This is a genomic window from Saprospira sp. CCB-QB6 (assembly GCF_028464065.1).
Taxonomy (GTDB): Bacteria; Bacteroidota; Bacteroidia; order Chitinophagales; family Saprospiraceae; genus Saprospira.
The window spans coordinates 1,926,659-1,939,579 of sequence record NZ_CP116808.1; the positions used below are offsets into that span (position 1 = coordinate 1,926,659).

Annotated in this window: 13 protein-coding genes and 1 tRNA gene; 3 read left to right on the forward strand and 11 right to left on the reverse strand. The window is 45.8% G+C overall.

Features of this window, described 5'->3' with window-relative positions; genetic code table 11:
* Positions 1-71: 71 nt before the first annotated feature.
* Positions 72-1,160, forward strand: a complete 1,089-nt coding sequence (locus PPO43_RS07510; protein ID WP_272621189.1) for a nucleoid-associated protein — start codon at positions 72-74, stop codon at positions 1,158-1,160.
* Between the two features lie 203 nt (positions 1,161-1,363).
* Here PPO43_RS07510 and PPO43_RS07515 read toward each other — a convergent pair whose 3' ends face one another.
* The 9 genes from PPO43_RS07515 to PPO43_RS07555 form a co-directional block, all read right to left on the reverse strand.
* On the reverse strand, positions 1,364-3,409 hold the full coding sequence (locus PPO43_RS07515; RefSeq protein WP_272621190.1) for a peptidylprolyl isomerase: 2,046 nt from the start codon (positions 3,407-3,409) through the stop codon (positions 1,364-1,366).
* Between the two features lie 195 nt (positions 3,410-3,604).
* Positions 3,605-4,129 carry a gamma carbonic anhydrase family protein gene (locus PPO43_RS07520; RefSeq protein WP_270100662.1) on the reverse strand — a complete coding sequence of 175 codons (525 nt, stop codon included), beginning with the start codon at positions 4,127-4,129 and terminating at the stop codon, positions 3,605-3,607.
* Positions 4,130-4,144: 15 nt separating this feature from the next.
* Complete coding sequence (locus PPO43_RS07525) at positions 4,145-5,152, reverse strand: lectin-like domain-containing protein (RefSeq protein WP_272621192.1); 1,008 nt, start codon at positions 5,150-5,152, stop codon at positions 4,145-4,147.
* 205 nt (positions 5,153-5,357) lie between these two features.
* A complete protein-coding gene (locus PPO43_RS07530; RefSeq protein WP_272621193.1) occupies positions 5,358-5,774 on the reverse strand; it encodes a 6-pyruvoyl trahydropterin synthase family protein in 417 nt (138 codons plus the stop codon).
* A gap of 90 nt (positions 5,775-5,864) precedes the next feature.
* Positions 5,865-6,596 carry a hypothetical protein gene (locus PPO43_RS07535; protein WP_272621194.1) on the reverse strand — a complete coding sequence of 244 codons (732 nt, stop codon included), beginning with the start codon at positions 6,594-6,596 and terminating at the stop codon, positions 5,865-5,867.
* 252 nt (positions 6,597-6,848) lie between these two features.
* Positions 6,849-7,730, reverse strand: coding sequence for a succinate--CoA ligase subunit alpha (gene sucD / locus PPO43_RS07540; RefSeq protein WP_272621195.1), 882 nt, complete (start codon positions 7,728-7,730; stop codon positions 6,849-6,851).
* 99 nt (positions 7,731-7,829) lie between these two features.
* Entirely contained in the window at positions 7,830-8,159 is a 330-nt protein-coding gene (locus tag PPO43_RS07545; RefSeq protein WP_272621196.1) for an FtsB family cell division protein, read from the reverse strand.
* Between the two features lie 241 nt (positions 8,160-8,400).
* The gene (locus tag PPO43_RS07550) at positions 8,401-9,015 is read right to left on the reverse strand and encodes a fumarylacetoacetate hydrolase family protein (protein WP_272621197.1); all 615 of its coding nucleotides are present in this window, start codon (positions 9,013-9,015) and stop codon (positions 8,401-8,403) included.
* Between the two features lie 329 nt (positions 9,016-9,344).
* A tRNA-Ile gene (locus PPO43_RS07555) sits at positions 9,345-9,418 on the reverse strand.
* Between the two features lie 91 nt (positions 9,419-9,509).
* On the opposite strand from PPO43_RS07555, the gene PPO43_RS07560 reads away from it, so the two are divergent.
* Positions 9,510-10,145: an HAD family hydrolase gene (locus tag PPO43_RS07560; RefSeq protein WP_272621198.1), complete on the forward strand. Its 636-nt coding sequence runs from the start codon at positions 9,510-9,512 to the stop codon at positions 10,143-10,145.
* Between the two features lie 166 nt (positions 10,146-10,311).
* Here PPO43_RS07560 and PPO43_RS07565 read toward each other — a convergent pair whose 3' ends face one another.
* Together PPO43_RS07565 and coaE are read right to left on the reverse strand one after the other, a co-directional pair.
* A complete protein-coding gene (locus PPO43_RS07565) occupies positions 10,312-11,130 on the reverse strand; it encodes a prohibitin family protein (protein WP_272621199.1) in 819 nt (272 codons plus the stop codon).
* A 64-nt stretch (positions 11,131-11,194) separates the two neighbouring features.
* Complete coding sequence (coaE, locus tag PPO43_RS07570; protein WP_272621200.1) at positions 11,195-11,806, reverse strand: dephospho-CoA kinase; 612 nt, start codon at positions 11,804-11,806, stop codon at positions 11,195-11,197.
* 252 nt (positions 11,807-12,058) lie between these two features.
* Here coaE and PPO43_RS07575 point away from each other — a divergent pair, with 252 nt between their 5' ends.
* Entirely contained in the window at positions 12,059-12,724 is a 666-nt protein-coding gene (locus PPO43_RS07575) for a uroporphyrinogen-III synthase (protein WP_272621201.1), read from the forward strand.
* Positions 12,725-12,921 lie beyond the last annotated feature (197 nt).

Below are 12,921 nucleotides of genomic sequence, written 5' to 3' on the forward strand. Positions count from 1 at the left end.
TAGTGTGGGTCTCGTTTTCTGAAAAGGAAGCGGGACTTTTTTTATGCGCCGCAGGGAATAAACCCTTATCTTTGCCCAAAATCAAAGCTATGGATACCCAAGTCGTTCTTTCCGAAATACAAATGCGTCGTTTGGCCCTACATCGCTTGGGCAACAAAAGCCGAGATGAGGGCATGAAGGTGGCCAGCAAACTGCTGCCCCTTCCTCAGGCCGAACAAAAAGAGCAATTGCAAAACTTCTTTTTGGGCTCCTTCAAATTTGAGGAGTTTTATCAATTTAACCATCCTAGTGAGCTAGAGATGAATGAAATCTTTAGCTATTGCAAGAGCATTTTTGAGCAAGCTGATGCCGAGACCTTTTATGAGCAATCGGTCTTGATGTTGCAGCAGCTCTACAATTGCTCTAACCACCCCAAAATTAAGGGGGGCGAATTCTACTTGGTCTATTTTGAAGATATTTTGGTCAATGACGAATTGGTGGAAGCCATTGGTATTTTTAAGACCGAGAATAAAGAGCAGTTTCTCAAGCTTCGTCTAGATGAAGAAGAAGATTGGACCTTTTATTTTGAAGAGGGCGTAGACCTCAAGAAAATGGACAAAGGTTGTTTGGTCTTTAATGTGGAAAGCGAAAGTGGTTTTAGAGTAGCTTCTGTGGACCTTAAAAGTAGTGAGGCCAAATATTGGCGAGATGAGTTTTTGCAAATTACTCAACTGCAAGATGAGCTCTTTTATACACAGACCTACCTCAAGATGTGTAAGGACTTTGGCAAGCAACAATTTGAAACCGAAGAAAAGCAAGAGCAAGTCGCCTTCCTCAATAAATCTTTGGAGTATTTCGAGACCCAAGATAGCTTTGATGCGGAAGAATTTGTCGAGCAGATTTTTGAGGATAACGAAGAGAAAAAAGAGCAATTTAATAGCTATAAGCAGCAATATCAAGAAAAAGTGGGCCTAGAAGATATAGAAGAAGAGCCCTTCTTTATTGCCACCCCTGCGGTCAAGAAAGCCGCTCGTTCGTTTAAGCGAGTTATTCAGCTAGATAGCCAAATGGAAATTAAGGTCCAATCGGCCCAAGCCCAAGAAGACGGCTTACTCCAAAAAGGTTTTGATGAAGAAAAAGGCATGTACTACTACAAACTCTACTTTAATGAAGAGAAATAAGCATAGCGAATAGCAAAAGGGCGGTTGATTTAGAATCAACCGCCCTTTTTTAGGTCCTACAGCTGGCGAAGCCAGCGCAGGCTGAGGGATGGATAGCAGTGGCCCGCAGGGCCAGACCGAAGCGCTTTAGCGCTGAAGGGCCGAGCGAGCAGCGAGCCCGGAACAGCCCGACCCGAGCGAAGCGAGGGGCAGCCCCAAAACAACTATTGTAATAGCTTCGCACTAATAATTTGATCGCCTAGTTCGAGTAAATGAACTTGCTCTAGGCCCTCAACCACCTGACCAAAGAGGGTATATTTTCCGTCTAGATGGATAGCTGGGCTATGCGTGATAAAAAACTGGGCAGATTCGGTATCCTTACCCGCAGAGGCCATGCCCACGGCTCCAGCTTGCTTGTAACTTCTTTGGCTAAATTCTGAAACGATATTGAAATTGAGGCCGCCCCAACCATCGCCTCTAGGGCAGCCCGTTTGGGCTACAAAATTGGGCACCACACGGTGGAAGGCCTTGCCATCATAGTAGCCCGCCTTCACCAACTGAATAAATTGGATCACGGTAGCAGGACATTCTTTGAGGTAAGTTTCAATCACAATTTTTCCGCGGCTGGTCGTGAGTTCCACCTTGGGTTTTTCGGGTAATGCCTTGATAAGCGCCCAATCGATTTCGGGAAACTTCTGCTTAGCATAAGGTTGCTCTGGCGTTTTGCTCCCCTCAATATAATTGATCGCTCTTTGCAGCAACATATAGGTTTCCAGATCTCTGGGTAACTGCAATTGATTTTGGGCCACCTTAAGAAAAGTAGCATCGGGAAAAGCCTCTTTGAGCTTGAGGCTAGGCGTGCTAATGGCTGTAGCCACCACCGCCAAGGCGCCGGGGTCGCCATCTTGGACCAATTTGCGGAGCAGCTGATGTAATTCGCTGCGCGCTCTATCTTTGCCCACCACCCCATGCACTAGATCGAAATCGGGCAAGGCACAAATGCTAACAAGTCCTTCTGCCACGGCAGATTTAATCATGGGTGGAACCACGGCATGGCTATCGGCAGGGAAGGCAAACTCGCCCAAAGTGCGATGGTTGAGTGCATAGCGCCCCAAAGCCTGCAAAAGCAATTGCTGTTCGTAGGGATTTTTGCTCGTTTTGACCATCTGGGCCAATTTATTACTAATATAAAGCTTGGAGGGGCGGCGATAGGCGGGTAATTTGGCCAAAGAAGCTCCATAAAGCTCGGCCCGCAGTGCCCAATCTATGCTGTCGGTACGCTCATCGGCCCATTTGACATAGTTAAAAGCATCTCCCTCCAATCCATATTGTCTAAAAAACTGTGCGGCCAACAACTGAATTTGGCGGCTGGTATCTCGAAGTGCCTGATAGGCTAAATTTCGAGTAGAATCATAGGGAAAATGCTGTAAGCCTCTTAAAATATTGGCTCGCACCCGATAATCCTCTTCTTGCTCATAGCAGGCTTTTAGGGCCGAAAAAGCGGCTGGCGTTTTAGCTTTGGCCAGGGCCAAAACGAGAAACATCCGCATATTGGGGTCCTTTTCTTCTTGCACATTATTGATCAACAAATTCTCGTATCGGCTAAGATCCAAACCTGCCACTCGGGCCAAATAATTGGCGGCAATAAAGCGGGCTTTTTTGGGCATCAGGCTATTGGCCAAATAATCGTTAATCATTCGAGAGCTGCCCTCTGGCTGCACCATGCCCCGCAAAGCAAAGCGATAAAGGCCCAACGCTAGGCCATTGAGCAAGAGCGAATCTTGCAGCGCATAAGGTCTAGAAGTACAAAGATCTTTCAGGTCCTTGGCATCTCCAGCTCGCCCCACCGCCTCCAAAATATTGGCGAGTACCTGTCGGCTGCTATCTTGCTGAAAAGCCTCGGCTAAATAATCGGCCGCCTTGGCCTTTTCCGTTTGGCCCAAAGCAAAAGCAGCGGCAATCCGAAGCTCCTCATTGGATGCTCGCAAAGCATCTGCTAAATGGTCTATGGCTGCGCTATCTTGCACCGATGCCAAAGCTATTGCTGCTGCATAGCGATGATCTATATTATCCACAGCCAAATAGGTCAATAGAGCTGCGGTATTGGCCTTGCCCTCGGCATTTCGCTTGGCGCGAATATCAAAAATTTGCTGCAAAACAGCATCCTCCAAAGAGAGATTTAGTTCTTCTTCTGGCAGCTCTTCTGGACCACCACAACTGGCCAAAAATAGCAACATCAAGCCCAAAAGGGGCATATATAATTTCATCATGATTTTTATTCGCTTCTGTTATTTTTTTGGGGCTGCCCCTCCCTGCGGTCGGGTCGGGCTGTGTCGTGGCTCGCTGATCACTCGGCCCTGCAGGCGCATGCTGCGCCTTTGGTCTGCGGCTTCGCCGCACCACTTTCCATCCCTCAGCCGATACAAGCTCCAAGAAAAAAAGGGCCAATCTAGCCCTTATTTTTTCTATTTTTCCTCTTCTTCGTACCAGGAGGCATACATCATATAAGCCTCGGCAATGCGCTCAATCTCATTTTTGAAGAGCTCTGGAGAAAGAGATTTTATTTTTTTGGCAGGTACTCCCGCATAAACTGCATTAGATTCTAATTGGGCATTTTCTAAAATTAAGGCCCCTGCGGCAATCAGGCAATTGTCGGGCACTACGGCATTATCCATAATAATGGCGCCCATACCAACCAACACCTTGTTTCCAATAGTACAACCGTGCACCAAAGCCCGATGTCCAATAGAGACTGAATTGCCAATTGTTGTTTTTGTTTTTTGGTAGGTACAATGCACCACTGCCCCATCCTGAATATTTACCTTATTGCCAATGCGAATGCTATTCACATCGCCTCTTAGCACAGCCTGAAACCAAATACTGCAATCATCGCCCATTTCGATATCTCCTGTGAGCGTGGCATTTTCGGCCAAAAAACAGTTTTTGCCCCAGCTGGGCGTCTTTCCTCTTACGGTTTTAATTAGCGCCATAAACCCCTAATAATTTTAAGCCCGAATGGTGGCTATGTGTACAATTTTTTTGCTTACCCGATGGTCTCCATTGGTCACGCTAATATAATAGATCCCAGAAGGAAGACCAGGCAGATTAAAGTAATATTGATTTTGTCGAACCGAATGGGTGGGGATTTCATAGATGAGTTTGCCCGTAGCATCAAAAAGCTGCATTTGGATATACTGTTCTTCTGGCAGTTGAAGATCAATCGTCAGCTTTTCTTGAATGGGATTGGGGTAGATACCTACCCCTTCTTGAAAGGAGCGTTTTTGCTCAAAAACTTCATCTACTGAAACCGAGACCGACTGCACACAGACCATCTGCATATTCGGTTTTTTTCCTGTACTGGCCGTAAACCCAAAATAAACATCTTGGTCTATACCAAAAAACTGGCTGAGGTCCTTACGCAAACTTAAGCGAAGTTCGCCATCAAAAAAAACCTCTAGCAACTGCTTAGAAGGAGACCAGCGAATCATTACATCATGGTACTCACAATCTACTACAGATTGGCCATTACTGCGCAAACGCTTAGCAGCACCAATGGGAAACTCTTGTTGTCCATTTTGGACCACCGCCAAATGAGGCAAATACATATCGCCAATGCCTGGGCTATATTTGCTATCCAGTTCAATAGCCAAAGAAGGGGCTAACCCTTCGCAATCCTTTGTTTTACCAAAGCCTAAACTCTTGCCTGAGCAGCCCAAGGCATCAAAGCCCGTTTTATCCTGATGAAAAACAAAGGCCAACCCCTCTCCAGCATAACGATCGCAGCCAAAATTGACCGCAAAATGAAGCTCTAGAGCATTTTCCATACGGATGGGATACTCACACCAGATACTCCCTACTTCCTCATTCACCTCATCAGAGGTGAGGCGATAACAGTTTTCAGAAACCAACTGGCTAGCGCCATTTTGGGTAAAAGAAGGCTGGGCCCAACTTATTTTTGGGGCAATAAAAAGGCTAAGCCAAACGGTAAAAATATAAGCAGTTCGTACAAGCATGTAGGCGGCATTTACTCCAGAAGCTGTACTGCCTAGGAGCGTAACTTCAATCGGGGACGGCCTTTACGTCAAACGCAAAGACTGCATGATGGGGCATCGGCTGCTTTGGGGAAAAGAAAAAGAAACCGCATGCTCTTGCTCTTAAAGCGACTTCTTTTGCAGCTTAAAGCAAGATAAAAACTTTTGATTAGAATTTAGATTTTGCCTAAGCTTGCTCTTCATACTCCACATAATTGCGAGGCGTTTCATAGAGGCGTACGCCTACTCTAAATTTGGGATCTAGATGCGCCTTGAGGATTTTCCAAATCACCCAGCAGATATTTTCCGCCGTGGGGTTAAGGGTTTTGAACTCTTCGACCTGCAAATTGAGGTTCTTATGGTCAAATTTGGCCTCTATCTGCTCCTTGATAATATCGTTGAGAATCTTGAGGTCAATTACATAGCCCGTTTCTGGATCTACGGGCCCAGTCACCTTGACTTCTAGCTCATAATTATGGCCATGGTAATATTCATTATTGCAAAGACCAAAAACCTCGGCATTTTGCGCTGGGGTCCAGGCTGGATTATGCAAGCGGTGTGCGGCATTAAAATGAGCTCGGCGATAGACAGACATTTGGCGCATAGTTGTGTTGTATTTAGATGATGAATGCTCGTAAAACCTTGGTAGACTAGCCCTAATTCCAGTCTATCCATTTTTTTAACCAAACAGCAATTAGTGTTTAAGGTTTTGGTCCTTAAAAAGCGCTTCAAACTCTTCTTTGCGCAAGCGTCGTTTTAGGCGGCTATGTTGCCGAGCCCCATCCGAGATATTTTTGATGTAGACCAAGCCTAGGCCTTCCGCATAAATTTCTTGGCGTTGGCCCTGCATTTTCCAGTGGCCACCATTGATCGAATCATGGGTTTCTGAAAACTCTTCTACATCTAGCTGAATGGCGGCTAGTTCTTGGCCCTCCCAACTAAAAGTAGGTTGCTCTTTAGACAAGCTTCTATTTCGGACAATATCATAGACCAGGGCGGTATCTGGCGCAATGCTAAAATTGACCCAATAGCGATAAACTTGTCCCTCTGCTTGGGTGGGCTTGAAGGGGTAAAGAACGGGTTCTTTAATTTTGGCCGAGCTGCTATGGCTTTTTCCGCTGCTATCGGTTTGAAAGAAGCGATAATCTTTGAGGATAGCCCCATCGGCTAGGATTTGGCTGCGGAAAAACTGTTGTTGCTCTCCTTTTTGGTTGTAGTTGGTCCCCAACAAAAATTGGTTGCCCGCTTGATCATAAACAGTATTATAGAGCCAATAATCCGTTTGGCCTGTGCTATCATCTACATACTCATAGACCAAAGGTTCTTCTAGGGCTTTGATGGGGAAATAATAGGCTTTGATATTTGGAGGTTGGCAGGCGGAAAATAAAAATAGGCTGAGGACAAGGGCCGAAAAAAGGGTTTTCATATTATTTATTTTTTGGTTTAATTCTGCGTTTTGCAGGCCCAGAGGGCCGCAGGCTGAGGGATGGAAAGTGGGGCGGCGAAGCCGCAGACCAAGGCGCTTTGCGCCGCAGGGCCGAGCAGACCTGCGAGCCACGACACAGCCCGACCCGCCCAAAGGGCGGGGCAGCCCCAAATAAAAAAGAATCATAAAAAAAGAGTCACCCCTCATAAAAAGAAGTGACCCTTTAGTCAGTCTAAGCATTATGTATGCTTCTTAAGCTTTAACAGCTTCTAGTGCTTTAACGATAGTTTCGCCAATTTGAGCGGGAGTATCAACAGTGATTACACCGCATTCGCGAAGAATAGCGTATTTGGCTTCAGCAGTATCATCTTTACCACCAACGATAGCACCAGCATGGCCCATTTTACGGCCTTTAGGAGCTGTTTTACCAGCGATAAAGCCCACAACGGGTTTAGTACCATGTTCTTTGATCCAACGGGCAGTTTCTACCTCCATTTGACCTCCGATTTCGCCAATCATTACGATAGCGTCTGTGTCGGGATCAGCCATAAGCAACTGAACAGCCTCGATCATGGGCGTACCCAAAACGGGGTCACCACCGATACCGATACAAGTAGACTGGCCCAAACCGGCTTTAGTAACTTGATCTACAGCTTCATAAGTGAGTGTACCTGACTTAGAAACGATACCGATACGACCAGGATTATGAATAAAGCCAGGCATGATACCTACTTTGGCACCAGCAGGAGTGATAATACCAGGACAGTTAGGGCCAATAAGGCGCACGCCTTTGTCCTTAACATAAGCCTTCACCTTCAACATGTCTTGCACGGGAATGCCCTCTGTAATACAAACGATGAGGTCTACACCAGCATCGGCAGCTTCCAAAACGGCATCAGCAGCAAAAGCTGGGGGTACAAAAATGATAGAAACATCAGCGCCGGCCTCTTTCACTGCATCTTCTACAGTGTTAAAAACAGGGCGGTCCAAATGCATTGTGCCTCCTTTGCCAGGAGTTACACCGGCAACCACATTGGTGCCATATTCAATCATCTGTTGACCATGGAAAGAGCCTTCCTTTCCGGTAAAACCTTGAATGACAATCTTAGAGTCTTTATTAACGAGTACCGACATGAAAAAAGGGTTTTAAAACAAGTGATAGACCGAGCGAGTTTTTCGCTCTTAGAATTCCGTTCAAATTTAGAAAATTATATTTAGCCTGCCAATTTCCCCCTAAGGTTTCTTTTGAATGATAAAGATATCTTCATCATCTTTTTTCATCAAGTGTTCTTCTCGGGCAAATTGCTCGAGGTGGCGGTCGTCAGTGCTCAGATTTTCTCTCTTGCGGCTATCTTTCTCAATTTCGGTCTCAAAATAAGCCTTTTTGGTCTGCAATTCCTGCAAGGTTTTATTCAGCCGATATTGATTCATAATACTATGCTGATCAAAGAGCAACATCCAAAATCCATAGACAATAGCGGCCACCACATATTTGTTGCGGAGGCTAGGGGGCAGTTTGTCGATCCATGCCCGAATATTGATATCTAGTTTTTTTCTTGCCATAATTGCTCTGTTTTGGGGCTGCCCCTCGCCTATCGGCTCGGGTCGGGCTGTGTCAGGGCTCGCAGGTCTGCTCGGCCCTGCGGCGCTTGCAGCGCCTGGGTCTGCGGCTGCGCCGCCCCCTTTTCCATCCCTCAGCCGATACTGTGGGCCAAGGCCCACAGCAATAATGCTATCGCTTTGCGATAATTGCCTGATGAGGGCTAAAGCCCTCCTAATTTTTAGGACCTAATGGGCCTACATGCTAGCGAATTTCGCAGCTCAGTAATTCTTGGCCCTTCAAAAAGCCCTTATACTGTTGACCTTGGGCAATGGGACCAACGCCAGCTGGCGTCCCTGTAAATATAAGATCTCCCTTTTGCAAACTGAAAAACTTAGAGACATAAGCAATCAAATGATCGATATCCGTAATCATGTTGCGGCTATCGCCCTGCTGAACGCTTTTACCGTCTTGTTTTAGCTCAAAACAATAATGGCCCTCCGCTTCTTGGGCCTCGGCCTTGGGCAAAAAGCTCCCCACAATAGCAGAATGATCAAAAGCCTTGGCTATTTCCCAAGGATGCCCTTTTTCTTTGCATTTAGTCTGTAAATCCCTAGCCGTTAGATCAATCCCCAAACCCACTTCCTCATAATATTTATGCGCAAATTTTGGGGCTACCGATTTGCCCGTTCGGCTAATCTTGACCACCAACTCTAACTCATAGTGAATGTCTTGGCTAAATTCAGGATAATAAAAGGCTTTGCCGTCTTTCAATAAGGCCGTACTGGGCTTCATAAAAATAAGTGGCTGCTCGGGGACAGCATTATTTAACTCTGCTGCATGCTCGGCATAATTACGCCCTATACAAATGATTTTCATAAGCTTTTAGCTGATAAAAGCGGCTAACGCCAACTATTTGTTTGAAAAAATGTAAACAAAAAGCTGCAAAAGTTTTCAAATTACTCCTTTTTGTTTTACCTTTGAAACAGCGGGAAAAGGGAAGTTCACCGCTCAATTTTATGCCTAGAACATAGGTCTGGACGCCTTTGTTCTATTCAATTCAATAGAAGAAGTTCTTATCGTTTTAGTGTAGGTCTTTTAATTGTTGTCTCATTTGTCTGTCTAGAGAAGCCTTGCGGCTTCTCTTTTTTTTTGCCTATCGCCTAAAACAAAAAAAGCCTCAATATCCAGCAGGACATTGAGGCGGGTGGTCCCACTTGGGCTCGAACCAAGGACCCACTGATTATGAGTCAGTTGCTCTAACCGACTGAGCTATAGGACCATTTTTTCGCAAACCTCGGTTTTTTCATTAGTTTGCGAAGACAAAAGTAAGAACTAATTTTTTTAGTACCTAAAAAACGATGCAAAATATTATGCTTTTTCCTAAAAACATTCTTTTTGACCTTGGCGGGGTAATTCTCAACCTTGATATTCCCCGAACGATGGCTTGTTTTAAAAGCTTAGCGGGCAGCGAGGAAGAATTTAATCGCATTTTTAGCCTTTTGGCCCAAGAGGAACATTTCGATCGTTTTGAAAGAGGCCAAATTTCAGGTGATGATTTTTTGGTCCGCTTTGTTGAGTTGGCCGAGCGCCCCATAGACAAAGATCAAGTTAAAATGGCCTGGAATGCTATGCTGCTCGATCTGCCCGCCCAGCGCATCAATAGCCTACAAAAGTTGCGGGCCAAAGGACACCGACTCTTTTTGCTCAGCAATATTAACGAGATTCATTTGGAGGAGGTCCGCAAAATTATTCGAGAGCAACATGGCGCCCTCAATTTTGATGACCTCTTTGAAAAAGCCTATTACTCACATGAGATCGGGCGGCGCAAACCAGATATAGCGACTTATCAGTGGTTGGCCGAGGATGCGGGCATTTTGGCCCAAGACACTTTATTTGTAGATGATAATGCCGATAATATAAAAGGCGCCCGAGAAGCAGGCTTCTGGGCGCAATTACATTTGAGCAATACCGATTTGGAACTGGCCATGGCCAATTACCTAAAATAATGGTCCATATTTTTTGGATGGGACAGGCGGCGAAGCCGCCGCAGGCCTAGCTGCCTGTAGGGGTGGCCCAAAGGGCCAGACCAAAGCGCTTTAGCGCTGCAGGGCCGAGCAGACCTGCGAGCCCCAAAAGGGAGCGGCCGCCAAAGGCGGCAGGCCCCAAAATCCTTTACTTATCGCCTAAAATCAGGGGGAGGCCCTTATCGCCTCCTCCTACCACAATCACCTTAGTGTTGGGAGAATTGGCCAATTGGAGCGTAGCCTCAATCCCTTTTTCGGTCAAAATCTTATCGTTCAAACTTTGAGTAAGAATTTGGTTGGCCTCGGCCTTGGCGCTAGCCTCGATCAGAATCCGCTCTTTTTCCTTGCGTTCTTGGGCCAAAATATATTCATACTTCAGGGCCTTTTGTTCGGCCTCAATTTTTTCTTCAATGGCGCGGCGCACCTTATCGGGCAGCTCAATATCGCGGATCAAAACGGCTCGTAAATCGATAAAATTAGTGGCCAAAATTTTCTCCAAATCGGTTTGGATAAGCCCTTGGACCTCATCTCTTTTGGTCGAGTAAAGCTCTTCAGGCTTATAGCGGCCGATGATGGTCCGCACCGCAGAACGCACCTCAGGCTTGACCAAAGTATTCATATAATTTTCGCCAAATTGCTCGTGCAAATGCCCAATTTTATCAAAAGAAGGGTTAATTCGGACCGTCAAATCGAGTTGGATATTTAGGCCATTGCTCGACAAAACCGTCATGCTTTCCTCCAGTTGTTGCTCCCGCACATCATAAATATACATGCTGTTCCAGGGAGCCAAAACATGAAAACCGGGGGCATAAGTTTTCTCTTTGTCAATTCCTTTTCCGAAGGGTTGAAAGAGCACCCCTCTATAGCCCGCGTCAATGGTCAGAAAGGTACTATTGACCAAAACGAGGGTAAAAATGGCGATGACCAAGCCAATCACGCCAAAAATAATCAATCGACTGTTGTTCATATTTTCTGTAATTTGTTGTGAGGATATAATGGAGATCCAATTAAAAAAATTCCCATTTTATGGGCTACTTGGGCTTAGATTGGGCCAATTTACTAATTTCTTGATCTAGCTTTTGTACTTGCAGTTGCAAAGCTTCTAAACTAGTATTTTCCAGAATATAATCGGCTCTTTTGATTTTTTCTTCTTCGGGCCATTGGTTATTGATACGGGCCAAAACGGCGGCTTTTGTCAGATTATCTCTGGCCATCACGCGGCTAATTCGCAGTTCAAGCGGAGCCGTGACCACAATAATTTTATCAAATTGATCGGCCAAATTCGCCTCAAAAATAAGGGCGGCTTCCTTGAGACAATAAGGATGTCCAGCCTGCTGCATTTGCGCCTGCCAAGCCTGCGTATCTCGCTTGACCGCAGGATGCACCAAGGCATTGAGTTGGGCCAAAGCAGCCTTATCCTTAAATACTTTTTCGGCCAAATAAGGGCGGTTGAGCCCTCCAGCGGGATCATAAGTATCGGGACCAAAAGCGGCAATCAAATCTTGCTGCAATTTATGATCATTTTGCATCAGCCATTTCGCCCGTCTATCGGCATCATAAAGCGGTACACCTAAGGCTTCAAAAAAGCGGGCGGCGGTGCTTTTTCCACTTCCAATACCGCCAGTAATTCCAATTTTCAACATGATTTTTTTTCATTTTGTTTATTTGGGGCTGCCCCAGCCTTCGGCTGGGTCGGGCCATTGCGCAGCTCGCAGGTTTGCTCGGCCCTGCAGCGCTTTCAGCGCTTTGGTCTGCCGCCTGCGGCGGCCCTGCTACAGCCCCTCAGCCGCGTCGCTGCGCTCCTTTGCGGCGGCTTTGCCGCCTGCCAAACGCAGGCAAAACGCCTTGCTCTTGTAAAATGGCATAAAAAGCTTTAGCTTTCAAAAAAGAAGGAGATGCAAAAAATTTTTATTTCCAGAGAACTAACTGAACAGAGCGACTTTAGACGCTTGTTGGCGGGCAAAGCCGAGCCTATCGGTTATTCTTTGCTCGAATTTCAGGCCACTGCTTTTGGTTGGCCCAAAGATACGGACTGTTACTTTTTTTATAGCCCCAGAGGACTGCGCTATGCCTTATCCCAATGGAAAAAACCTTGGGAGCAATTGCCACTTTTAGCGGCTTTGGGACCAGCAACGGCGGCCGTGCTTCAAGAATTTGGTCTAAGCGCAGATTTTATTGGCTCTGGCCGACCAGCCCCCACAGCCCTAGCCTTTAAAGAATGGCTGGACCAAAAAAGCGTTTGCTTTTTTCGGGCCGAAAAATCTAAACGCTCTATCCAGCAACTACTCAAAGGCGAAATTTTGGCCAAGGAGCGCATTGTCTATAGCAACCAACCCAAAATCCAATTTGCCGATAGCCAAGCCGATATTTTGGTCTTTACCAGCCCACTCAATGCCGAAACCTATTTGAAAGCCTACCCCAAAAGGGAAAATCAAGAAATTTTAGTCATTGGTCGAACCACAGCCCAAAAACTAATTGAAATGGGCTATAACGATTTTCATTTGGCTACAGCCCCTAAAGAAGAGGCCCTCGCCCAATATTGTCTGCGCTATTTATTGTAGTAATTTGGGGCAAAAGCCTTATAATTCGCCACAAATTGTTTTTTATTTTATTTTTTTAGCTAAAAATTGCAACAAAAAGTTGCACTACTAGTAAAAGCCCTGTACATTTGGTTCATAACAAAAAGAAATAAAAGTTTTTGCGGGCAGGCTTGCGGCTTTTACTGGAAAAACTTAACTTTATCGTATACTTTAGATTT